We start from the raw sequence: 22,335 nt of genomic DNA, 5'->3' as shown, positions 1-22,335 counted from the left end.
CCCGTCACCGGGCCGGACGGCTTACCGTGCCGCCGCACGGCACGGCCGGTCGCGAAAGCGCCACCGACCGTGGCGGCGGGGGGCCGGCACGGTCGGCGGGGGCCCGGCGGCGGGGTCCTCAGACCACCGAGACGTACTCCGGGATGTCCTGGACCACGCGCTCCTTGAGCCGGCTCACCGCGTCCACGCCCCTGAAGCGGGCGGCGGCGGCCTCGGTGGTCTTGCGCACCCGGGAGTTCAGCCGCTCCGAGCGCACCTTGGCGGCGATGTCCACGGCCTGCTCGGCCATCACCGCGGCCTGCTCGGCCTCCTTCTGCAGCAGGTGCACGCTGGCCATGCCGATCAGGTTGAAGGCGTACGAGCGCACGTGGTCGCCGTCCTGGCGGAAGAGGTCGACGGCCCGCTCCATCACCGGCGCGGACATCGAGGCGTACAGCTCGGCGTTGTCGGAGTGGTAGGCGAGGTCGCGGAAGGAGTGCGCGTTCTCGGCGTTCAGCTCGGCGGGCGAGAAGAACTTCAGCCAGTCCGGCTCCTCGTCCCCCTCGCGGATGTCGGTGAAGGTGTCCTCGGACAGCCGGACCGCCCGGGCGCAGCGGTTCACCTCGCCGATGGTGGCGTAGGCCCGCGCCTCCATCGCGTACAGCAGGGACTGCTGGCGCGCGGTGGCGGTGTCCCGGCTGCCGTACTGCGCCAGGTGGATCAGCTCCAGGGCGTCCTCGCCCCGGTTGAGGTGGATCATCTGGCGGCTCATGTCGGTGAGGATCAGTGCGCCGAACGGGCGGTCGCCCGCCTCCTTGGCGGCGTGCAGGGCCAGCACGTAGTACTTCTGCGCGCTCGGGTGCATCCCGACGTCGTAGGACATCCACCCGGCCAGGTGGGCGAGTTCCGCGGTGAGCCGGAACAGCCGCCGGGTGGTGTTCTCGTTGTACGTCTCCTGGAGGAGGTCGGTGACCTCGTGCAGCTGGCCCACGACGGCCTTGCGGCGCAGCCCGCCGCCGTTCTGGGCGTCCCACTGGCGGAACATCACGGTGGTCTGCTCGAGCAGTTCGAGCTCCGGCTCGGAGAGCCGGCCGGTGAAGGGGTCGCCGCCGTTGGCCGCGGCGAGGATCGGGGTGGGGGTGCCGGTCGGGCCGGGGGCGAGCCAGCGCTGCATCGGCTCGATCAGGGCGGCACCGGCGGTCAGCGCGAGCGAGGTGCCGAGGAAGCCCCGGCGGTTGAGCATCAGGTCGCTGCGGGAGTAGTCGCTGATCAGCTGGACGGTCTGCGGCGCGCTCCACGGCAGGTCGACGCCGCCGCCCACGGTGGAGACCGGGATCGCCGCGCGCAGGCCGAGGTCCTCGATGGAGACCACCGAGCCGAAGCGCTCGGAGAAGAGCTCCGACATGATCTTGGGGATGGGCTCCCGGGGCTGCTCGCCGTCGAGCCAGCGGCGCACCCGCGAGGTGTCGGTGGACACGTGGTGGGCGCCGATCTGCCGGGCCCGGCGGTTGACCTGGCGGGCCAGCTCGCCCTTGGACCATCCGCTGCGGGCGAACCACGTGGTCAGCTTCTCGTTGGGTTGCTTCTCTGCCATGGGAACGTCCCCATCCCGCCCGGCCCCTGCCGGGGCCCCGATCGTGACGCCCGACGGTTGCGGGCTCTTGCCAGGCGTGCCGTGCCTGAGGTGGTGCCGTACCGTGCCGTCGCACTGGTGTGCCATCGTCGCGGACGAGTCGTCAGATCCCCAACTCCCGTTCCCCGAGGGCCTGGAGTCGACTCGACGACCACGTCCGTGTGCTGAACGTAATGCCCCGCCCGGCACCCGCGGGAGCGACCCTGGCGAAACGCCACCTTTCGCCACCCCCAGGAGTGAACCGAAGCAAGGACCCACACGCTTCACTGGATGGACCGACGGTCCGGCATATGCGGGCCGCCAAGTCCTCCGGCGAAACCCGGTGGTACCGGCAATCCACAGCGGCCACGGGCGAGTTCGCCGACCGCACCGGTCGGCACCCGCCCCGCGCACCCGACGATCCTGCACCGGTGCCGCCCGCCACAAGGCGGCGCCCGAGGCGCACCACCGCAACAGGCGCGCACCGCGCGCTGCGCGCCGCCACCGCACAACGCGTCACGCAACGGACAATCAACACAAAGTCACGATCCCGTAACCATCGGCAACCAGAACCTGTTGGGGGAGGCATGGACAACCTGTTCGGCGAACTTCGACTGGGACACCTGCGGTTGACACCGCTGGGCGCGCGCCGCCGCACCAAGGTCACCGCGTCCCAGGCCGCCGCGGAGTACACCGGCCGCTGGGGCTGGACGGTCGCCACCGGCGCCCCGGCCGACTCCGCCACCGCCCCGACCCGCTGTCCCTGCGGCTCCGCACGCTGCGCCGCACCCGGTCTGCACCCCGTGCCGGGCACCGCGGGCCGGGCCCGCGCCGCCGGCGCCGAGGGCTCGGTGCTGTTCCCCACCGGCCGCGCCTTCGACGTCCTGGACGTCCCCGAGCAGGCCGGCCTGCAGGCGCTGGTCCGGCTGGAACGCATGGGCACCCAGGTCGGCCCGGTGCTCGCCGCGCCCACCGGTCGACTGCAGTTCCTGGTCGCCGCCGGCACCGCCCGTCGGCTGCCGGACCTGCTCTACCGGATGGGCTGGGACGACGCCGCCCTCGACCTCACCTGCCACGGCGAGGGCAGCTACGTGGCCGCCCCGCCCACCGTGCTCGGCACGCTCGGCCCGGTCCGCTGGCTGCGCCGCCCCACCCGCGACAACGCCGGCTGCCCGCCGGAGGCCCGGCTGCTGCTCGGCACCCTCGCCTACGCCTGCCACCGCGGCCGCGAGCGCACCGCCGAACCCGCCTGGCTGGCGTCCTAGCCCGCACGCCCCCGCCTGGGCTCCCGGCCTCCGCCGCACCTGGCCGGGCACGCGAAAGGGCCCGCCCCCCGTCGGGAGCGGACCCTTCGCGCACGGGGCGTTCAGTCCCCGATCAGCGCGTCCACGAACGCGCCCGGCTCGAACGGCGCCAGGTCGTCCGCGCCCTCGCCCAGACCCACCAGCTTGACCGGCACGCCCAGCTCGCGCTGGACCGCGACCACGATGCCGCCCTTGGCGGTGCCGTCCAGCTTGGTCAGCACGATGCCGGTGATCTCGACCACCTCGGCGAAGACCCGGGCCTGGATCAGGCCGTTCTGGCCGGTGGTGGCGTCCAGCACCAGCAGCACCTCGTCCACCGGGCCGTGCTTCTCGACGACCCGCTTGACCTTGCCCAGCTCGTCCATCAGGCCGGTCTTGGTGTGCAGCCGGCCGGCGGTGTCCACCAGCACGGTGTCGGCGCCCTCGGCGATGCCCTCCTTGACGGCGTCGAAGGCGATAGAGGCCGGGTCGCCGCCCTCCGGGCCGCGCACGGTGCGGGCACCGACCCGCTCGCCCCAGGTCTGCAGCTGGTCGGCGGCCGCGGCACGGAAGGTGTCGGCCGCGCCGAGCACCACCTTGCGGCCGTCGGCGACCAGGACGCGCGCCAGCTTGCCGGTGGTGGTGGTCTTGCCGACGCCGTTGACGCCGACCACCAGGACCACGGCCGGTCCGTCCTCGTGCTTGGTGGAGCGGACGGTGCGGTCGAGGTCCCTGCCGACCAGCTCGACGAGCTCCTCGCGCAGCAGCGCGCGCAGCTCGTCGGGCGTGCGGGTGCCGAGCACCTTCACCCGGGTGCGCAGCCGCTCGACAAGCTCCTGGGTGGGGGCGACGCCGACGTCGGCGGTGAGCAGGGTCTCCTCGATCTCCTCCCAGGTGTCCTCGTCCAGGTGCTCGCGGGAGAGCAGCGTGAGCAGGCCCTTCCCGAGCGAGTTCTGCGAGCGGGAGAGCCGGGAGCGCAGCCGGACCAGCCGGCCCGCGGTGGGCTCGGGGACCTCGACGGCCGGGGGCGCCTCGGCCTCGGCCGCCTCGACCTCGATCTCGGCGGGGGCCTCTGCCGTCCCGGCCTCGGTGGTCCCGGCCTCGGGAAGGGGGAGTTCCACCTCCTCGACGGTGCGGCGGGGCTCCTCGGTGGGCGGCGCGGACTCGTCGCCGACCTGGGGCTCCGCCGGGGTGGGCTTCGGCGCCGTGATGACCGGCGCCTGCGACTTCGGGGGGAGCTGCTGGCGTCGTCTGCCGGAAACGACGAGGCCCGCGATCGCGCCGACGGCGATCACGGCGATGACTACGGCAAGGATCACGTATTCCATATCCGCTCCAGTATCCGTGACCGGAGCGCGGATGGACCGCAGCCGGACTACGCCGATGCGGTGGGGGCGGCGGCGACGGACCCGTGCCGTTCCCCGGCCCGGCGGCGCGCGGGCACTCCCCCGCGCAGCCGCTGGCTGATCACCTGCGAGATGCCGTCGCCCTTCATGGTCACGCCGTAGAGGGCGTCCGCCGACTCCATGGTGAGCTTCTGGTGGGTGATCACGATCAGCTGGGAGGACTCCCGCAGCTCCTCCATGATCCCGACGAGCCGGCGCAGGTTGGTCTCGTCCAGCGCCGCCTCCACCTCGTCCATCACGTAGAACGGGCTGGGCCGCGCCTTGAAGATCGACACCAGCAGCGCCACCGCGGTGAGCGAGCGCTCACCGCCGGAGAGCAGTGACAGCCGCTTGACCTTCTTGCCCGGCGGGCGGGCCTCGACCTCGACGCCGGTGGTGAGCATGTCGTCGGGGTCGGTCAGCACCAGCCGCCCCTCCCCGCCGGGGAACAGCCGGGCGAAGACGCCCTCGAACTGTGCCGCGGTGTCGTGGTAGGCCGAGGTGAACAGCTGTTCGACCCGGTCGTCGACCTCCCGGACGATGTCCAGCAGGTCGCGCCGGCTGCGCTTGAGGTCGTCCAGCTGCTCGCCGAGGAAGCGGTGGCGCTCCTCCAGCGCCGTGAACTCCTCCAGCGCCAGCGGGTTGACCTTGCCGAGCTGCTGGTAGGCCTTCTCGGCGACCCTCAGTCGCTTCTCCTGCTCGGCCCGGTCGTACGGGCGCGGCGCGCCGGGCTCCCCGCCGTCCCGGCCCTCCTCGGCGGCGTCCGCGGCGGACGGCGGCACCGGCTGGTCCGGGCCGTAGGAGGCGAGCAGCTCACCGCCGTCGATGCCGAACTCCTCCAGCGCACGGGCCTCCAGCTGCTCGATCCGCAGCCGCTTCTCGGCCCGCAGCACCTCGTCGCGGTGGCCGGCGTCGACCAGCTTGTCCAGTTCCTCCTTGAGGCCGCGGCCCTGTTCGCGGTGCGCGCGCAGTTCGCTCTCGCGCTCGGCGCGCTCCTGTTCGACGGCCGCCCGCCCGGCGTCCGCGCGGGTCAGCGACACCTCCAGGCAGGCCAGCAGCTGCCGGGCGCCCGCCGCGACGGCGTTCGCCACGCCCGCGTCGTGCTCGGCGCGCCGGAGGCGCTCGGCGGCCCGGTCCCGCGCCTCGCGCTCGGCTCGGGCGGCCCGGTCCAGCTGGTCGGCCCGGCCGGCGAGCGCGCGGACCCGCTCCTCGTGGGTGCGCACCGCGAGCCTGGCCTCCAGTTCGGTCTGCCGGGCCGCGGAGGCGCCGTCGGCCAGCCGCTGCTGCTCGGCCCGGTCCGGCTCCTCCTCCCCGGCCTCCGCCGTGCCTTCCGCCGCGGCCAGGCGTTCGGCCGACTCCTCGGCGGCGGACAGCAGTTCGGCGAGGCCCCGGTCGGCCCGCGCGGCGGCGGCCGAGAGCCGCTCGGCCTCACCGGCGGCGGCCCGGGCCTGACCGCCGAGGCGGCCCAGCGCACCGGCGACCCGGGCGCGTTCCCGCTCCGCCTGACGCCGCCGTTCCGCGAGCTGCTCGACGACCGCGACCGACTCCCGGCGCAGTTCGGTGAGTTCGGCCAGGCGGGCGGCCGACTCGGCGCAGCGGGCGGCCAGTTCGTCGATCGCCCGGGCGGTCTCGTCCACCGCGGCCCGGGTCTCCAGCAGGCTCGGCGCGCCACCGGATCCGCCGTGCGCGTGGCCGCTGCCGAGCCGGTCGCCGTCGGCGGTGACGGCGGTCAGCCCGGGGTGGTCGGTGACCAGTCGCAGCGCCTCGTCGAGGGTGTCGACGACCGCCACGCCGGCCAGCAGGCTCCGGGCGGCGCCCGTCAGGTCGGCCGGGCCGTCGAGGAGTTCCGCCGCCCAGCGGGCCCCGGCGGGCGGCTCGACCGGTGCGGCCCCGGGCTCGGGTGCGCCGGCGATCAGCAGGGCGGCCCGGCCGGCGTCCTCGGTGCGTAGCAGCCGCAGCGCCGCGGCGGCGGTGCCGGGCGAGTCGACGGCCACCGCGTCGGCCGCCGCCCCGAGCGCCGCCGCGACGGGCACCTCGTGGCCGGGGGCGATCCGCAGCAGCCCGGCCGCCGGGCCGAGCAGCCCGGCCAGCCGGTCCCCCGCGTCGAGCAGCGCGCCGGTGCCGTCCTTGCGGCGCAGTCCGAGCGAGAGCGCCTCGTGCCGGGCGGTGAGCGCGGCGCGTTCGCGCTCGGCGGCGGCGGCCGTCTCCCGGGCGGCGGCGAGGTCGTGTTCGACGGTGGCGAGCCGGTCCCGGGCCTGCCGGTGGGCGTCCTCGACCCGATCGTCCTCGCCCGCCGACCCGTCCACCTGCTGCTGGAGTTCGTCGAGTTCGGCCCGGGCGGCCGCGGCGCGCAGCAGCGCCTCGTCCCTGGCCTCGGCGAGCCGGCCGGTCTCGGCCTCGGCGGAGGCGGCCCGGGAGCGGGCGGCCGCGGCCTGGCCCTGCAGCCGGGCCAGGCCCTCGCGGCGGTCCGCGATGGCCCGGGCGGCGTCCCGCAGCCGGCGTTCCTCGGCGGCCAGGGCGCGTTCCAGCTCCCCCTTGTGCTCGACCGCCTCGGCGAGCGCGTACTGCGCCTCCTCCAGGGCCTCGGCGAGCGCGGCCTCCTCCTCGCGGACCCGTTCGGCCTCCCGTTCCAGCTCCTCCGGGTCGCGTCCGCGCCGTTCCTCGGTCCGCCCGCCGGCGGCGGCGTGCCGGGCCCGGGCCTCGGCCAGGCCGACGGTGCCGCGGGTGCGCTCGGCGAGCGCGGACAGCCGGTACCAGGTCTGCCGGGCGGCCTCCAGGCCCGGTCCGAGCTGTTGGACCTGCGCCTCCAGGACGGCCTCGCGCTGCACCGCCCGGGCGAGTTCCTGCTCGACGGTGGTGCGGCGCAGCCGCAGCGCCAGTTCGTCGGCGATCTCGGCCTCGACGGCCCGGCGGAGGGTGAGCAGGTCGTCGGCGAGCAGTCGCAGCCGGGCGTCCCGCAGGTCCGCCTGGATGCCGGCGGCGCGGCGGGCGATCCTGGCCTGCCGGCCGAGCGGCCCGAGCTGGCGGCGCAGTTCGGCCACCAGGTCCTGGACGCGGTTGAGGTTGGCCTGCATCGCGTCCAGCTTCCGCAGCGCCTTCTCCTTGCGCTTGCGGTGCTTGAGGACGCCGGCCGCCTCCTCGATGAAGGCGCGGCGGCCCATCGGGTCGGCGTGCAGGACGGAGTCGAGCTGGCCCTGGCCGACGATCACGTGCATCTCGCGGCCGATGCCGGAGTCGGAGAGCAGCTCCTGGATGTCCAGCAGCCGGCAGGTCTCGCCGTTGAGGGCGTACTCGCTGCCGCCGTTGCGGAACATGGTCCGGGTGATGGTCACCTCGGCGTACTCGATCGGCAGGGCGCCGTCGGTGTTGTCGATGGTGAGGCTGACCTCGGCCCGGCCGAGCGGGGCGCGCCCGCTGGTCCCGGCGAAGATGACGTCCTCCATCTTGCCGCCGCGCAGCGACTTGGCGCCCTGTTCCCCCATCACCCAGGACAGCGCGTCGACCACGTTCGACTTGCCGGAGCCGTTGGGGCCCACGACGCACGTGATGCCGGGCTCGAAGCGCAGGGTGGTGCTGGAGGCGAAGGACTTGAACCCGCGCAGCGTCAGACTCTTCAGGTGCACGCGGCCGGTCTCCTCATCGCTCGCGGGGCCCAGCGGCGACTGTAACCCCGGCGGGCGGTGCGCCCCGGGCCCGGACACGACGAAGGGACGCCACAACCGGGCGTCCCTTGCATGCAGCGTCCCTTTCGGGGCGGCTCAGTGCACAGCGGCGTCGATCTGCGAGGACCGTGCGGGACTCAGGTGAGAGCCGGCTCCCGCTGATCCAGATCGATGCTGTTGAGCAGCGAGTGCTCGTCAGCGACAGCGGTGAGAGCGTCGTTCTCAGCCTGCATCCGAAGGAGCTCGGACTCCAGGTCCTGGACGCGCTGCTGAAGCCGTCGCATCTCGGAGAGCATTCGCGGGTCGGGGCCGCCGACGTACCCGAGAAGCGCCTTTGCCATGATGAATGGTCCTCCACGCTGAGTGACCGAACCGGAACGGTATGGGTCTAGGGGGAAGGGGGACGCACGCGCGGCGCACCACCGGCAGTGCTGGCTGGACACCACGGCACAACCGTCGTGAGCTGGGCTCACGAGGGCATGCGCCTACCGGATAAACGCGGTCGTGTGCGCGGGCTTCAAGCGTCTCACCAAAGACGGAAAGGGTCAACACGATCACCGCACGCTACCGCGCCCCTGTCACCTGCCTGGCGGTGTCGTCACGCCTAGGGGGGCTCGGGCCGGGTCCACCACCTGCTCGTGGATCATCGTTCGATGCGGAGTCAACCACGAGTCTGCCCGAATGGCAACCGTATGACACCGGCAGTTGCGGATCATTTCCGGGCGGCCCCCGCGGGGCCCGGCTCAGCGGATCTCGAAGCCCTCGTAACCGGTGCCGACGGCCGTCCAGATCTCGGTGACGCCGCTGACGCTCCCGGGCGTGTCGGGGCCGCGGAGCAGGGCGAGCAGCAGTTCGCAGTCGGTGGCCAGGCCCTCGGCGACCACCTGGACCCGGCCGTCGCCGAGGTTGCTCGCGTAGCCGGTCAGCCCGACCTCCAGCGCCCGCGCCCTGGTCCACCAGCGGAAGCCGACCTCCTGGACCTTCCCCCGGACCCAGGCGGTCACCCGGACCGGTTCATCACTGTGGGCGTCGCGACCGTGCATGCCCCGACCCTAACCCGGGGCGGTCGCCGTGGCCCGGGTTAGGGTCGGGGCAGCCGGCCCGGACGCGCCGCGGCCCCGCCGGGGAGCCGGCGGGGCCGCGGGGACGGGGCGTCCGGGGCAGCGGGTCAGCGCGTCAGCGCGTCACCAGTCGCCGCCGCCGAAGTCGCCCCCGCCACCGAAGTCGCCCCCGCCGAAGCCGCCCCCGCTGTCGCTGAAGCCACCGCTGAAGTCCGAGGCGTTGAAGTCGGCGCCGGTGTAGTCACCGCCCTCGTACTGGTCCTGGTAACCGTGGTCGCCCATCGGGGCCGCGGCGTAGGCCGGGGAGCTGATCATCGAGCCGAGCGCGGTGCCGACCAGCAGGCCCGGCAGCAGGCCGCCGCCGAAGCCCCCGAAGTAGCCGCCCGCCCAGGGGCCGTACGCCGGGCCGGCGTTCCAGTACGGCTGGGGGCCGTGGTCGGTGTCGACGGTGCGGACGGCCGGGTCGAGGCCGGCGGCCAGCCGGTCGGCGTCGGCCTGGCAGACCGGGACGGTGCGGGCGGCGCCGCCGGCCGGGGCCCAGTCGACGTCCTTGACGGACGGGCCGTGGCGCGGGTCCATGAAGCACGGCGGGCGGCGCTCGGGCAGCGGGCGGGCGTCCCGCCGGGCGGCCAGGGTGGCGAGGGCGAACCGGCCGTCCTCCAGCGCCTCGGTGACCGGCCTGACGTCGTCGGGCCGCTTGGCCTCGTCCATCAGGCGCTTGGCCTTCTCGTACGAGTCCAGGGCGTGGGTGTAGTCGGCGCGCTGGGTGTCGTCGGCGTCGGCCGCGCCCGGGCTGAAGTCCAGGCGGTCCAGCTCCTCGCCGAAGGCGGTGATGTCCTCGTCGACGACCCGGCGGAGCTGCTCCAGCTCGGCGCGGGCCTGCTCCTCCTTGCGCTTCTTGGCACGGCGGAAGAGGAGGAAGACACCGGCGCCGGCGAGGGCGAGCAGCGCGACCGGGATGACGACCCAGGCGATCGAGGTGCTGCTGTCGACCCCGCTGCCCTTGGCCTGCGGGGCGGCGGTGTCGACGAAGTCGTTCAGGGTGGCGTCGATGTCGCCGCCGTGGGAGCGGAAGGCCGCGCCGGCGATCCGCTCGGCGCTGCCGTTCGCCATCGCGCCGCGGTCCGCGTGGGCGGCGAACTGGTCGCCGCGCCAGATCGCGTAGGCGCCGTCGATGCCGACCTTGGTGCGCAGGTCCTTGAAGACGGTCTGGGCGCCGTAGGCCTGGCTGGCCGGGACGACCGCGACGAAGATCGGCTTGTCGGCCTTCTTGATCTTCTCGGTCAGGGCGTCCGCCTGGCTCTGGCTGAAGCGGCCGGTCATCGCCGGGTCGACGTAGACCTTGCCCTGCTTCAGGGTGGAGGCGGCGTCGTCCAGCCCGCCGGCGGCCGAGGCCGCCGGAGCCAGCAGGAGCAACAGCCCGAGCAGCGCCGCCACCAGGGCAAGCGGCCCGGCGCCCCGGGAACGTCGTGCAAGGGTTCTCATGTCCCCGACGCTACCGTGACCGGCGCCGGAGGACGGCATACCCTTCGCATACTGGTGACTGCGGGGTTCCCCGCCGACCGCCGGGGCCGCGCCCCTCCTCGGGGATGATGTTTCCCCCACTCGCCCCTGACGCCGGTGGCCTGCGGGAACCGCGGCGGGCGCCCGGTCGTACGTCCCGGCGGGCCGGGGGTTCCGGGGGCGTGCCGACCGTACCGCGCGGGCGGGCATAGTGGACCCGGACCGCTGGTCCCATTACCCGTTCTTGACCCATCTCCCGATCGGAGCACCCGGTGATCATCGGCCTCGTCACCGCCGTGGCGGCATCCGCCTGCTACGGCACCGGCTCGGTCCTGCAGGCCGTCGGATCCCGCCGTTCCGCCCGCGAGGAGGCCGCCAAGGGCGCCACCACCGGCACCACCGAGCACGGCGGGCCGAGCCTCTCCTCGACCGCGAAGGCCGCCGTCACCTGGGAGTTCATCCTCGGCACGGTGCTGGACTTCATCGGCTTCGGGCTGGGCGCGCTGGCCGCCCGGCTGCTGCCGCTCTTCCTCTCCCAGACCATCATCAGCGCCAACCTGGTGATCACCGCGGTGCTGAGCATCAAGCTGCTCGGCATCCGGCTCAAGCAGCTGGAGTGGGCGTCGATCGGCGTGCTCTGCTCGGCGCTGGTGCTGCTGGCGGTCTCGGCCGGCCCGGAGGGCGGCCACCACGCGGCGATGTCCTTCCACTGGTGGCTGCTGCTGATCACCACCGTGCTGCTGGTCGGCGGCAGCCTGCTGGTGCGCCGGATGGGCGCCAAGGGCGCGATCGTCGCCGGTCTGCTCTCCGGCCTGGGCTTCGGCGCGCTCGGCGTCGGCGTGCGCATCCTGAACGGCGTCGACCCGTTCGACCTCGCCTCGCTGCTCTCCGACCCCGCGCTGTACGCGATCCTGATCGGCGGCATCGGCGGCATGTACGTGCACACGGTGGCGCTGCAGATCGGCTCGGTGAACGGTGCCACGGCCGCGCTGGTGGTCGGCGAGACGGTGCTGCCCGGCGCGGTCGGGGTGATCTGGCTCGGCGACTCCTCCAAGCCCGGTCTGGGCTGGCTCGGCGTGGTCGGCTTCCTGCTGGCGGTGGTCTCCGCGGTCGGCGTCGCCTACTTCGGCCAGGACACCCACGGCGCACCGGACGAACCGGCCGAGGACCGGCCGGCCCTCGCCGAGCACTGACGGGCACCGACGGGCGGTGGGCTCCGACGGGCGCCGACGGGCTGCGGGCACCGGCGAGCGACGGGCACCGACGGGCGGCGCGGCCCGCGGATCCGGTCGGCACCGGGTCCGCGGGCCGCGCCCGGAGCCTCAGCCCCCGCTGCGGACCCGCGGCACCCGCTGGCAGCGGGGGCAGAAGTAGCTGGACCGGTTCATCCAGGCGGCCCGCCGCATCGGGGTGCCGCATCGGCGGCACGGTTCGTCCTCGCGGCCGTAGGCGTCGAGGTCCCGGGAGAAGTAGCCGCTCTCGCCGTTCACGTTGACGTACAGGCTGTCGAAGCTGGTGCCGCCGACGGCGAGCGCCGCCGTCATCACCGCGCGGGCGTTGGCCAGCAGTTCGGCGGCCTGCGCCCGGGTGAGCGTCGCGGTCGGGCGGTCGTAGTGCAGCCGGGAGCGCCAGAGCGCCTCGTCGGCGTAGATGTTGCCGACCCCGCTGATCAGCGTCTGGTCGAGCAGCGCCCGCTTCACGGTGGTGCGCCTGGCCCGCAGCGCGGCCACGAAGACGGCGTCGTCGAAGCGCTCGTCGAGCGGGTCGCGGGCGATGTGCGCGATGGAGAGTGGGGTGCCCTCCGGGTCCCCCTCCTCGGCCTCCTCGACGGCGAGGCCGCCGAAGGTCCGCTGGTCGACGAAGCGCAGCTCGCGCCCGCCGTCGGTGAACCGCAGCCGCACCCGCAGGTGCGTCTCGTCGGGCACCGAGGGCTCCTGGACGAGGAGTTGGCCGCTCATCCCGAGGTGGCCGATCAGCGAGAACCCGGTGCCGGTGCCGCCCAGCGGCAGCCACAGGTACTTGCCGCGGCGCTGCGCGGCGCCGAGGACGGTGCCGGTCAGCCGGGCGGCGAAGTCGGCCGCGCCGGCGGGCTGTCGGCGCACCGCGCGCGGGTGCAGCACCTGGACGTCGGCGACGGTGCGCCCGGCGACCCAGTTCGCCAGACCGCGGCGGACGACTTCGACCTCGGGGAGTTCGGGCACGGGAACAGGCCTCCTGCGGCAGACGACGGCAGGAGGAAGGCTACTGCGGACTCACGCGCCGGCGGGCAGCCGGTCGGCGTACTTCTCCTTGATCGCGCGCCAGGCGCTCTCGGCGGCCTTCTGCTCGGCTTCCTTCTTCGAGCGGCCGACGCCGCTGCCGAAGTCCTCGCCGGCGACCCGGGCCGCGGCGGTGAAGGTCTTCTCGTGGTCCGGTCCGGACTCCATGACCACGTACTCGGGGACTCCGATGCCCACCGAGGCGGTGAGCTCCTGGAGGCTGGTCTTCCAGTCCAGGCCCGCGCCCAGCTGGGAGGACTCCTCGATCAGCGGGTCGAACAGGCGGTGGACGAACTCGGTGGCGGCGTCCAGCCCCTGGTCCAGGTAGACGGCGCCGATCACGGCCTCGACGGTGTCGGCGAGGATCGACGACTTGTCGCGGCCGCCGGTGCCCTCCTCGCCCTTGCCGAGCCGGATGAACGCACCGAGGTCGAGGCCCCGGCCGACGTCCGCGAGCGCGCGGGAGTTGACCACCGCGGCGCGGAGCTTGGCGAGCGTGCCCTCGGGGACGTCCGGGTGGACGCGGTAGAGGGTGTCGGTCACCACCAGGCCCAGCACCGAGTCGCCGAGGAACTCGAGGCGCTCGTTGGTGGGCAGGCCACCGTTCTCGTACGCGTACGAGCGGTGGGTCAGGGCGCGTACCAGAAGGGCGCGCTCGAGCGTGTACCCGAGGCGCCCTTCCAGGACGTCGTATTCGGTCGAAGCCGGCCCGCCGGGCCTGCCACCGCTCGAAGAGGAACCCTTCGGGGCGGTGGACGCCTTGCGGGTGGAGTTACCGTCCGACATCGATCCGTGCACCCCGCCGATCAGACCGAGAGGACCTGGCGACGGTTGTACGTGCCGCAGCTCGGGCACGCGATGTGGCCGAGCTTCGGCTCGTGGCAGCGGTCGCACGCCACGAGGGCCGGAACGACGGCCTTCCAGTTGGACCGGCGGTGGCGCGTGTTGCTGCGCGACATCTTCCGCTTCGGAACAGCCACGGCTACTTCTCCTGGTTCTCGGCGAGACCCTCACGGGTGTCGCTGTTCTTGATCCCGTCACCCTCGTCGCCGGGGGCGGCGGAGAGTCCCTGCAGAGCCGCCCACCTGGGGTCGGCGGCGTCGTGGTGGTGCGCCGGGTCGTCGCTCAGGCGCGCTCCGCACTCGGAGCACAGGCCCAGGCAGTCTTCCTGGCACACCGGCTGCAGCGGCAGTGCGAGCACCACCGCGTCACGCAGCACCGGCTGGAGGTCGAAGAAGTCGCCCTCCAGACGGTAAGTCTCTTCTTCCGAGTCCTCTTCGAGGTCCTCGGCCCCGGCGGTCCGGGCGCGGTGGCGCTCGTCGGACTCCGGGTAGTAGTACAGCTCCTGGAAGTCCACGTCGATGTCGTCGTCGACGGGCTCCAGGCACCGGACGCACTCCCCCTCGACGTGGGCCTCGGCGGTGCCGGTCACCAGCACGCCCTCGACCACCGACTCCAGGCGGAGCTCCAGCCGGATCTCGCTCTTCTCGGGGACTCCGATCACGTCGATGATGCCCAGGCCCTCGGGGGCCTCCAGGGTGCGGGACACCTTGCGCAGCGAGCCCGGGCGACGTCCCAGTTCGTGCGTGTCGAACACGAGGGGGTCGCGGTGGTCGAGGCGGTTCAAGGTGTCCTGACTTCCATGGGATTCATCGATTGCGGTGCCTACGCACCGACGGTGCGCGGGCAAGCCGAGAGTCCGACACGAAATGGCCGGAGTGGTCAGCCTACCGGAGTCTCCCGCCAGGCCCAACTTCGGTCCCGTCAGGGACGCCAGCCGGGCCCGGCCGGAACCGGCTCAGCGGCCGCCCAGCTCCCGGAGCCGGGTCATGTCGATCATGCTGGTGTCGAAGAAGCTGGTCTCGTCCAGTCCCGGCTGCTGCTGCGGCACGGCCGGCGGGGCGGCGGGCTGCTGCGGGTAGGCGTAGCCGTCGTACTGCTGGGCGCCGTAGCCCTGTTGCTGCTGGGGATAGCCGTAGTCGCCGTGCTGCTGGTTCTGGTAGTCCGGCTGCTGCTGGTAGCCGCCCGCGGCGCCCTGCTGCTGGTGCCCCCACTGGGTGCCGTACGGGTCGCCCTGGCCGGCCGAGTCGAAGCCGCCGCCGTACACCTCGGCGTACTGCCCGCCCTGCTGCTGGGCGGCGGCGTACTGGTCGGCGCCGGGGGCCTGCCAGCCGGCCGCGGCAGGGGTCTGCTCCGGCCAGGTCTGCTGCTGCGGCACGTCCTCGCGGTACCAGGCGATGTCGTCGCCCTCCGCCTCGGAGAAGCCCGCGGCGACGGCCTCGGCCCGCTCCTTGGCCTGCTGGGCCTCGTCGGCGGCGGCCAGGTAGGCGCCGAGCTCGTCGATCGGCCGCTTGCCGAGCAGCTTGTCGCGGCCCTTGCCGACGGCCTCCAGGGTGGCGCTGAGGACGTTCTCCAGGGTGGCGAGCTTCACGTCGACGTACTCGTCGACCTCGGGGCTCGGGCTGATCCGCTGCGGCTGGAACTCCTCGCCGTCGCTCTCGCCGTCGAACTCCGTCTCGAAGACGCTGGAGTCGCCGCGCAGCTTGGTGCGGCCGCGGCCGACGGCGCCGAGCGTCTTGGTCAGCACGACCTCGAAGTTGGCCAGCTTGCTGTCCACGTAGTCGTCGGCCTCGACGCGCTTGGTCTCGACCTCGTTGCGGGCCTCCGCGAGGATCCGGTCGGCCTCGGCCTGCGCCCGGCGGACCACCTCGGTGTCGGAGATCAGCGAGCCGCGCTCGGCGTGCGCGCCCTGGATGATCCGGTCGGCCTCGGCCTGCGCGCCGGCGACCACCTGCTCGTGGTCGGCCATCACCGACTGAGCCTGGGCGAGTTCGGCGGGCAGCGCCGCCTTGAGGTCGTTGAGCAGGCCGATCAGCTCGGCCCGGTTCACCACGCAGGAGGCCGACATGGGCATCGAGCGGGCGCCCTCGACGGCCGCGACGATCTCGTCGACCTTGTTCTGCACGTCCACGGGGCTTCGTCTTTCCGTGTGCCGCCGACGGTCCGGCGGAGGCAGGCCCGGCGCGGTGGACCTCACCGCAGGGCAGGACTACAGACTGTACGGCCACCGCGCTGCGAGGACACAACGCCCGGGCGGAACCGGCCGCGGGAGGCGGAGGACAAGTCGTGACGAACCGGCAGAAACGGACGGTTCCTCCGATCCCGCCGGCCACCCAGACCGCCGACGGCCCTCCCGCGGCCCGTCCGCTACTGCTGTGCGCGGCGCTCCGCGATCCGCTCGACCAGCCGCCGGTGCACCGTCTCCGGCAGCAGGTGCGAGACGTCGCCGCCGTAGGAGGCGACCTCCTTGACCAGCGTCGAGGACAGGAAGCTGTACGTCGGCGAGGTCGGCACGAACAGGGTCTCCACCCCGGTCAGGCCGTGGTTCATCTGCGCCATCTGAAGCTCGTAGTCGAAGTCGCTGACCGCGCGCAGGCCCTTGATGATCGCGGGGATCCCGCGCTCGCGGCAGAAGTCCACCAGCAGGCCGTGGTGCGACTCGACCACCACGTTCCCGAACTGCGCGGTGACCTCCTCGATCAGGCCGATCCGCTCCTCGACGGTGAACATGCCCTGCTTGTTCCGGTTGATCAGGACCGCGACATGCACCACGTCGTACAGCTTCGAGGCCCGCTCGATGATGTCGAGGTGACCGTTGGTGATCGGGTCGAACGATCCGGGACAGACGGCGCGGCGCATGGCGTGTGTGCTCCCTCGTGGGGTGACGGCTGCTCGGCGGGCCTCGGCCCGCTACTCGTGCTGGCGGGCCTCGGCGGCGGCGCGACCGTACCAGAGCGTGCCCTCGCCGTAGCGGCGGGAGCGCAACACCTCGAAGCCCTCGGGCCAGCCGAACTCTCCGCCGCGGGTGCTGCGCTCCACGGTGACGAGTGCGTCCTCCGCGAGCCAGCCCCCGGCCAGGAGTGTGATCAGCATCTCGCGCAGCTCCTCGTCCGTCACGGCGTACGGCGGATCGAGGAACACCAGGTCGTACGGGGTCTCCGGGGCCGGGCCCTCGACCACCTTCTCCGCCCGGGCGGACCTCACCTCGGCGCCCGGCAGGCCGATCGTGCGGACGTTCTCCCGGATCACCCGGACCGCCTGGCCGTCCGCCTCGACCAGCAGGACGTGGTCGGCGCCGCGCGACAGCGCCTCCAGGCCGACCGCGCCGGATCCGCCGAACAGGTCGAGCATCCGGGCCCCGTGCAGGGTGCCGCGCAGCGCCTCCAGAGTGGAGAACATCGCCTCGCGGGCCTTGTCGGAGGTCGGGCGGGTGCCCCGGCCTGGCGGTACGGCCAGTCGGCGGCCCCCGGCCGCCCCGGCGATCACGCGGGTCATGGTGGTGGGAGGTCCTTTCGTCGCTGCCCGACCACGCTATCCCGCCCCGGCCCGCGGGGCCCCACCGGTGGATCGGCGGGGCCCCGCGGGCCGGACCGGCGTCAGCTCGCCTCGGAGCCCGCCGACTGGGCCGGGACGGCCGCGCCGAGCAGCGCCGGCGAGGCGTAGCGGGACCAGGACAGGCAGCCGTCGGGCGGGCAGAACTCGGGGCGGCGCGGGTCGTGGCCGAGCTCGCGCAGCTTGGTGCGGACGGAGTCGGGCGTGCGGCCGAAGCGGGCGGCGATCCGGGCGACGGTCTCGCCGTCGTGGAAGCGCCGGACCAGCTCCTCCTCGTGCTGCGGCACCCAGGGGGCGCCGTGGCCGGGGTACAGCTCGCGCAGCACGTCGCGGTCGGGGATGGGCTCGGAGACGTCGGCGACGATCGCCAGCGCCCGCAGCGCGCGGTTGAGCGCGATCCGCAGCGAGGCGACGTCCTCGACCGGCAGGCGGAGCTTGCCCGAGGCCAGCGGCTGGGCGGCCGCCCCCTCGCGCCAGCCGGTCAGGGTGAGGGTGACCTCGCGGTCGTCGTCGCTGGCGAGTTCGATCCGGAAGACCTTGTCACCGAGCGGGAGCTCGTTGAGATGACGGAATGCCATGGCAGGACCCCCAAGTGTCGCGCCAGGTACGCACCTTGAGGGTGCGTCCTGAACACCTTCATTCTCTCCCGGGGGTCTGACAATTCCGGGGCCGGCGGCGGCCGCTCAGCCCTTCTCCATGTAGGCCGCGCGGTCCTCGTCGAGCAGGCTCTCCAGCGCGGTGCGCAGCTCCGGGTGGGCGGTGAGGTCCGGGTCCTCGGCGACCAGCCGGGTGGCCTCCGTCCGGGCGGTCAGGATGACCTCCTCGTCCTCCAGCACCGAGAGCACCTTGAGCGAGGACTTCACCCCGGACTGCGCCTGGCCCAGCACGTCGCCCTCGCGGCGCTGTTCGAGGTCGATCCGGGACAGCTCGAAGCCGTCCAGGGTGCCGGCCACCGCGTCCAGCCGGGAGCGGGCGGCGCTGCCCGCGGGCATGTCGCTGACCAGCAGGCACAGGCCGGGCGCGCTGCCGCGGCCGACCCGGCCGCGCAGCTGGTGGAGCTGCGAGACGCCGAAGCGGTCGGCGTCCATGATGACCATCGCGGTGGAGTTGGGCACGTTGACGCCGACCTCGATGACGGTGGTGGCCACCAGGACGTCCACCTCGCCGGCCGCGAACCGGCGCATCACGTCGTCCTTGGCCTCCGGGGCGAGCCGGCCGTGCAGGATCTCCACCCGCAGGCCGCCGAGCGGGCCGGTGGCCAGCTTCCCGGCCGTCTCCACCACCGAGAGCGGGGGCCGCCGTTCGTCGCTCGCGGCCCCGGCGTCGGCGACCTCCTCGAAGTCCTCCTCGGCCGCCCTGCGCCGCTTCTTCGGTTCGGCGGCGGGCTCCTCGTCCCCGATCCGGGGGCAGACCACGTACGCCTGGTGGCCCTTGGCGACCTCCTCGCGGACGCGCTCCCAGGCCCGGGTGAGGAAGTTGGGCTTCTCCAGGGCGGGGACGACGTGGGTGGAGATCGGTGAGCGGCCGGCCGGCAGCTGGTCGAGGACGGAGGTCTCCAAGTCCCCGAAGACCGTCATCGCGACGGTGCGCGGGATCGGCGTGGCGGTCATCACCAGCAGGTGAGGCGGCTGGTCACCCTTGGCGCGCAGCGCGTCCCGCTGCTCGACGCCGAAGCGGTGCTGCTCGTCGACCACGACCAGGCCGAGGTCCTGGAACTGGACCTTGTCCTCGATCAGCGCGTGGGTGCCGATGGCGATGCCGGCGTCGCCGCAGGCCATGTCGAGCAGCGCCTGGCGGCGGGCCGGGACGCCCATCGAGCCGGTCAGCAGCACCACCCGGGTGCCGAGGTCGGAGCCGCCGAGCATGCCGCCCTCGGCGAGGTCGCCCATCATCTCGACGATCGAGCGGTGGTGCTGCTGGGCGAGCACCTCGGTGGGGGCGAGCAGGACGGCCTGGCCGCCCGCGTCGACCACGGCGAGCATGGCGCGCAGCGCGACCAGCGTCTTGCCCGAGCCGACCTCGCCCTGGAGCAGCCGGTGCATGGGGTGCTCGGTCGCCAGGTCGGCGGCGATCTCGGCGGACACCTTCTGCTGGCCCTCGGTGAGGGTGAAGGGCAGCCGGGCGTCGAAGGCGTCCAGCAGGCCGCCCTCGCGGGCCCGGCGCGGAACGGCGGGCAGCGCGGACTCGGCGGCCCGGCGCCGGGCCAGGGCGACCTGGAGCACGAAGGCCTCGTCCCAGCGCAGCCGGCTCTGGGCGCGCTCGCGGTCGGCCTGGCCGCGCGGGCGGTGGATCAGCTCCAGCGCCTCGGGCAGCGGGATCAGCTCGTGCCGCTCGCGCAGTTCGGCGGGCAGCGGCTCGCCGACGTCGGCGAGGTGCTTGGTGAGCGCCGTCTCGATGCAGATCGACAGCTTCCAGCTGGGCATCTGCGCGCTGGCGCCGTACACCGGGATGAGCCGGCCGGCGAACTGCTTCGCCGCGTCCGACCCGGCGTCCTCGTCGAGCAGCTGGTAGTCCGGGGAGACCAGCTGCCGGCTGCGGTTGAAGACGCCGACCTTGCCCGCGAACAGGCCCTGGGCGCCGGCCCTGAGCTCCTTCTGGCGCCAGCCCTGGTTGAAGAAGACCAGCGAGAGCCGGCTGCGGCCGTCGGTGACGACGACCTCCAGCCGGTCGCCCTTGCGCCCGCGGAACGGGATCAGGGTGACCTTCTCGATCCGGGCCAGCACGGTGACGTGCTCGTCGATCTCCAGCTCGTCCAGGCTGGTGAGCTGGCCGCGCTCGACGTAGCGGCGCGGGTAGTGGTGCAGCAGGTCCCCGACCGTGCGCAGCTTCAGGCTGTCGGCCAGCACCTTCGCGGTGCGGTCGCCGACGAGCTTGGTCAGTGGTTCATCGAGAGCGCCCATCAGGCCCTTGTTTACACCACGGGGCCGACAGTCCGGGCCTTCCGGCGGCCGACCCGCGCCGACCCGGGCGGCGGGTTCACTCGACGCCGATGAGCAGCGGCGCGGACTCCTGGCCGCCGTGGAAGACCACCGCGTCCACCTCCGGCCGCCGGTGCCGGGCGTGCGCGACGAGGCGCTCGGCGAGCGCCTCGTCGGCGCCGTCGCCGAGCACCAGGGTGACGAGTTCGCCGCCCGCGCCGAGCATCCGGTCCAGCACGCTCGTCCCGACCTCGTCCAGGCCCGTGCCGATCACCGCCACGTCGCCGTCGATCAGGCCGAGCACGTCCCCGGCCTGGCAGACCCCGGCCATCGTCCAGGACTCCCCCTCGGCGACGGCGAGTTCGGCGTACCGGGTGGCGCCGGCCGCGGAGGTCATGGCGACCACGTCCTCGTCGAAGCGGCGGCCCGCCTCGTGCACCGCGAGCGCCGCCAGCCCCTGCACCGGCGAGCGGGTGGGCAGCACGGCGATCCGCACGCCCTCCTCGCGCAGCTGGTCGGCGGCGGCCCCGGCGGCGGCCCGCAGTTCGGGGTCGTTGAGCAGCAGGACGACCTCGCAGGCGGCCGAGCGGCGGACGGCCGCGGCGAGTTCGGCGCTGGCCGGCGGGCGGTCCGGGTCGGCGTGCAGCACCAGGGCGCCGGCCTGCTCGCACAGCTCGGCGAGCCCCGTGCCGGAGACCACGGAGAGCACCGCGCGGGCGCGCTCCTCGCGTTCGCCGCGCTCGGCGGCGCGGCCGGCCCGGGCGGCGGCCTCGGCGAAGTGGGTGATCCGGATCTGGTGCGGCCGCCCGGCCCGCACCCCGGCCTCGACGGCGGCGCCCGCGTCGTCCACGTGGACGTGCACGTTCCACAGGCCGTCGCCGCCGCCGATCACCAGCGAGTCGCCGAGGCCGCCGAGCCGCTCGCGCAGCGCGGGCAGGGCCTCGTCGGCCGCGTCCAGCAGGTAGATGACCTCGAAGGCGGGGTGGCCGGGGCCGGGCGGTCGCACGTGCACCTCGCAGCTGTCGACCGCCCGGACGTCGTCGCGCAGCGCGACCGGGCCCATCGGCTGCTGGCCGGCGACGGCGTCGGCGAGCGCCCCGAGGACGGCCACCAGTCCGCGCCCGCCCGCGTCCACGACGCCGTTCTCGGCCAGCACGGCGAGCTGTTCCGGGGTGTGCCGCAGGGCGTCCCGGGCGGCCCGGTGGGCGGTGTCGGCGACCTGCGCGAGCCCGTCCCCGGCCCGGACGGCCTCCCGGGCCGCGACCCGGGCGACGGTCAGCAGGGTGCCCTCGACGGGCTCCGCGACGGCCTGGTAGGCGGAGTCGGCGGCCCGCTGCAGGGCGGCCCGCAGCTGGTCGGCGCCGCCGCCCTCGGCGAGCGTCTCGGCGGTGCCGCGCAGCCACTGGGCGAGGATCACCCCGGAGTTGCCGCGGGCGCCGACCAGCGCGCCGCGGGCCATCGCCCGCACCGTGTCGGCCAGGCCCGGGGCGGGCCCGTCGGCGGGGTCGGTGAAGCGGCTCTCCACCTCGGCGGCGGCGGACTCGACGGTGAGGTAGAGGTTGGTGCCGGTGTCCCCGTCCGGGACGGGGTACACGTTGAGCGCGTCGATCTCCTCCCGGGCCTGGCCGAGCGCGCGCAGGGCGAGCTGGCACCAGGTGCGCACGGCCGGGGCGTCGAGCGTGTGCAGCACCGGGTCTCCTCCGGATCGGACGCCGCGACGGCCTGCGGGGCAGCAGCACAGCCAGAGCTGCGGCGAGGGGTGATACCGGCAGGTTATCGGGGGCCGGGGAGGGCCGCCGGGACGGCCGACCGGGGCGATCACCCGGCCGGTCATGGTAGTTTCGTTGAACGGGAGCAAGCGTTGTATGCTCTTCCGGTTGCCTGGAACAATCCGGGCGCACCCCTCGGCCCGGTCCGGTTCACGCGAGTGTTCCGCTGGTTCACAGGGGTTGTCGAACGTAAATGATCTGAAGTCTTGGAGTGACTCCTGTGGCTGCCAACTGCGACGTCTGCGGCAAGGGGCCGGGCTTCGGCAACAGCATCTCCCACTCGCACCGCCGTACCCCCCGTCGTTGGAACCCCAACATCCAGACGGTGCGCGCTGTGATTGGGCGGACGCCGAAGCGGCTCAACGTCTGCACCTCGTGCATCAAGGCCGGTAAGGTCTCGCGCTGACGCGCAGACCGATCCGCTCGATCCGGGCGAACGACCCGAAGGCCGACCCGGCGCTGCTGCGGGACATCGAGCGGGCCTACGCCGTCGCCGAGAAGTGGCACCGCGGG

At 74.0% G+C, this 22,335-nt stretch carries 19 protein-coding genes; 3 read left to right on the top strand and 16 right to left on the bottom strand.

Going from position 1 to position 22,335, the window contains the following annotated elements; genetic code table 11:
- Positions 1 to 118: 118 nt before the first annotated feature.
- Positions 119 to 1,573: a hypothetical protein gene (locus AB0N04_RS30360; protein ID WP_360220928.1), complete on the bottom strand. Its 1,455-nt coding sequence runs from the start codon at positions 1,571 to 1,573 to the stop codon at positions 119 to 121.
- Between the two features lie 605 nt (positions 1,574 to 2,178).
- On the opposite strand from AB0N04_RS30360, the gene AB0N04_RS30355 reads away from it, so the two are divergent.
- The gene (locus AB0N04_RS30355; protein ID WP_360220925.1) at positions 2,179 to 2,856 is read left to right on the top strand and encodes a bifunctional DNA primase/polymerase; all 678 of its coding nucleotides are present in this window, start codon (positions 2,179 to 2,181) and stop codon (positions 2,854 to 2,856) included.
- 101 nt (positions 2,857 to 2,957) lie between these two features.
- On the opposite strand, the gene ftsY is transcribed toward AB0N04_RS30355, so the two are convergent.
- The 5 genes from ftsY to AB0N04_RS30330 form a co-directional block, all read right to left on the bottom strand.
- Complete coding sequence (gene ftsY, locus AB0N04_RS30350; RefSeq protein ID WP_360220922.1) at positions 2,958 to 4,202, bottom strand: signal recognition particle-docking protein FtsY; 1,245 nt, start codon at positions 4,200 to 4,202, stop codon at positions 2,958 to 2,960.
- A gap of 47 nt (positions 4,203 to 4,249) precedes the next feature.
- Complete coding sequence (gene smc / locus AB0N04_RS30345; RefSeq protein ID WP_360220919.1) at positions 4,250 to 7,882, bottom strand: chromosome segregation protein SMC; 3,633 nt, start codon at positions 7,880 to 7,882, stop codon at positions 4,250 to 4,252.
- 176 nt (positions 7,883 to 8,058) lie between these two features.
- A complete protein-coding gene (locus tag AB0N04_RS30340) occupies positions 8,059 to 8,262 on the bottom strand; it encodes a hypothetical protein (RefSeq protein ID WP_030243474.1) in 204 nt (67 codons plus the stop codon).
- 402 nt (positions 8,263 to 8,664) lie between these two features.
- Positions 8,665 to 8,964 carry an acylphosphatase gene (locus AB0N04_RS30335; protein WP_360220916.1) on the bottom strand — a complete coding sequence of 100 codons (300 nt, stop codon included), beginning with the start codon at positions 8,962 to 8,964 and terminating at the stop codon, positions 8,665 to 8,667.
- Between the two features lie 141 nt (positions 8,965 to 9,105).
- Positions 9,106 to 10,467, bottom strand: a complete 1,362-nt coding sequence (locus AB0N04_RS30330; protein ID WP_360220913.1) for a hypothetical protein — start codon at positions 10,465 to 10,467, stop codon at positions 9,106 to 9,108.
- Between the two features lie 290 nt (positions 10,468 to 10,757).
- On the opposite strand from AB0N04_RS30330, the gene AB0N04_RS30325 reads away from it, so the two are divergent.
- Complete coding sequence (locus AB0N04_RS30325; protein WP_360220910.1) at positions 10,758 to 11,678, top strand: hypothetical protein; 921 nt, start codon at positions 10,758 to 10,760, stop codon at positions 11,676 to 11,678.
- Between the two features lie 129 nt (positions 11,679 to 11,807).
- On the opposite strand, the gene mutM is transcribed toward AB0N04_RS30325, so the two are convergent.
- The 10 genes from mutM to AB0N04_RS30275 form a co-directional block, all read right to left on the bottom strand.
- Positions 11,808 to 12,686 (bottom strand): bifunctional DNA-formamidopyrimidine glycosylase/DNA-(apurinic or apyrimidinic site) lyase, encoded by an 879-nt coding sequence (gene mutM / locus AB0N04_RS30320; protein WP_360220907.1) that lies wholly within the window; start codon positions 12,684 to 12,686, stop codon positions 11,808 to 11,810.
- 51 nt (positions 12,687 to 12,737) lie between these two features.
- Positions 12,738 to 13,529, bottom strand: a complete 792-nt coding sequence (gene rnc / locus AB0N04_RS30315; RefSeq protein WP_360220904.1) for a ribonuclease III — start codon at positions 13,527 to 13,529, stop codon at positions 12,738 to 12,740.
- 20 nt (positions 13,530 to 13,549) lie between these two features.
- Positions 13,550 to 13,723: a 50S ribosomal protein L32 gene (gene rpmF, locus AB0N04_RS30310; protein WP_030056747.1), complete on the bottom strand. Its 174-nt coding sequence runs from the start codon at positions 13,721 to 13,723 to the stop codon at positions 13,550 to 13,552.
- Between the two features lie 2 nt (positions 13,724 to 13,725).
- Positions 13,726 to 14,370, bottom strand: a complete 645-nt coding sequence (locus AB0N04_RS30305) for a DUF177 domain-containing protein (RefSeq protein ID WP_360220901.1) — start codon at positions 14,368 to 14,370, stop codon at positions 13,726 to 13,728.
- A 171-nt stretch (positions 14,371 to 14,541) separates the two neighbouring features.
- Positions 14,542 to 15,714 (bottom strand): ATP synthase F0 subunit B, encoded by a 1,173-nt coding sequence (locus AB0N04_RS30300; protein ID WP_360220898.1) that lies wholly within the window; start codon positions 15,712 to 15,714, stop codon positions 14,542 to 14,544.
- 236 nt (positions 15,715 to 15,950) lie between these two features.
- Positions 15,951 to 16,442 (bottom strand): pantetheine-phosphate adenylyltransferase, encoded by a 492-nt coding sequence (gene coaD, locus AB0N04_RS30295; protein WP_360220895.1) that lies wholly within the window; start codon positions 16,440 to 16,442, stop codon positions 15,951 to 15,953.
- Positions 16,443 to 16,493: 51 nt separating this feature from the next.
- A complete protein-coding gene (rsmD, locus tag AB0N04_RS30290) occupies positions 16,494 to 17,078 on the bottom strand; it encodes a 16S rRNA (guanine(966)-N(2))-methyltransferase RsmD (RefSeq protein WP_360220892.1) in 585 nt (194 codons plus the stop codon).
- Between the two features lie 101 nt (positions 17,079 to 17,179).
- Positions 17,180 to 17,713 (bottom strand): hypothetical protein, encoded by a 534-nt coding sequence (locus AB0N04_RS30285; protein ID WP_280686268.1) that lies wholly within the window; start codon positions 17,711 to 17,713, stop codon positions 17,180 to 17,182.
- A gap of 105 nt (positions 17,714 to 17,818) precedes the next feature.
- Positions 17,819 to 20,035, bottom strand: coding sequence for an ATP-dependent DNA helicase RecG (gene recG, locus AB0N04_RS30280; RefSeq protein ID WP_360220889.1), 2,217 nt, complete (start codon positions 20,033 to 20,035; stop codon positions 17,819 to 17,821).
- Between the two features lie 76 nt (positions 20,036 to 20,111).
- On the bottom strand, positions 20,112 to 21,743 hold the full coding sequence (locus AB0N04_RS30275) for a DAK2 domain-containing protein (RefSeq protein ID WP_360220886.1): 1,632 nt from the start codon (positions 21,741 to 21,743) through the stop codon (positions 20,112 to 20,114).
- A gap of 299 nt (positions 21,744 to 22,042) precedes the next feature.
- On the opposite strand from AB0N04_RS30275, the gene rpmB reads away from it, so the two are divergent.
- A complete protein-coding gene (gene rpmB, locus AB0N04_RS30270) occupies positions 22,043 to 22,228 on the top strand; it encodes a 50S ribosomal protein L28 (RefSeq protein ID WP_014138233.1) in 186 nt (61 codons plus the stop codon).
- The last annotated feature ends 107 nt before the right edge of the window (positions 22,229 to 22,335 follow it).

Origin of the sequence: Kitasatospora sp. NPDC051702, assembly GCF_040681575.1 — a bacterium.
In the GTDB taxonomy this organism is placed as follows: Bacteria; Actinomycetota; Actinomycetes; order Streptomycetales; family Streptomycetaceae; genus Kitasatospora.
The sequence above is the reverse complement of the archived record's forward strand: the minus strand, read 5'-3'. Positions and strand labels throughout refer to the sequence as shown.

Coding starts and splice junctions, on each gene's coding strand:
- rsmD (WP_360220892.1), bottom strand. CDS start 17,078: ATGACCCGCGTGATCGCCGGGGCGGCCGGGGGCCGCCGACTGGCCGTA.
- AB0N04_RS30330 (WP_360220913.1), bottom strand. CDS start 10,467: ATGAGAACCCTTGCACGACGTTCCCGGGGCGCCGGGCCGCTTGCCCTG.
- coaD (WP_360220895.1), bottom strand. CDS start 16,442: ATGCGCCGCGCCGTCTGTCCCGGATCGTTCGACCCGATCACCAACGGT.
- rnc (WP_360220904.1), bottom strand. CDS start 13,529: ATGTCGGACGGTAACTCCACCCGCAAGGCGTCCACCGCCCCGAAGGGT.
- AB0N04_RS30360 (WP_360220928.1), bottom strand. CDS start 1,573: ATGGCAGAGAAGCAACCCAACGAGAAGCTGACCACGTGGTTCGCCCGC.
- recG (WP_360220889.1), bottom strand. CDS start 20,035: ATGGGCGCTCTCGATGAACCACTGACCAAGCTCGTCGGCGACCGCACC.
- AB0N04_RS30335 (WP_360220916.1), bottom strand. CDS start 8,964: ATGCACGGTCGCGACGCCCACAGTGATGAACCGGTCCGGGTGACCGCC.
- ftsY (WP_360220922.1), bottom strand. CDS start 4,202: ATGGAATACGTGATCCTTGCCGTAGTCATCGCCGTGATCGCCGTCGGC.
- AB0N04_RS30355 (WP_360220925.1), top strand. CDS start 2,179: ATGGACAACCTGTTCGGCGAACTTCGACTGGGACACCTGCGGTTGACA.
- AB0N04_RS30340 (WP_030243474.1), bottom strand. CDS start 8,262: ATGGCAAAGGCGCTTCTCGGGTACGTCGGCGGCCCCGACCCGCGAATG.
- AB0N04_RS30285 (WP_280686268.1), bottom strand. CDS start 17,713: ATGGCATTCCGTCATCTCAACGAGCTCCCGCTCGGTGACAAGGTCTTC.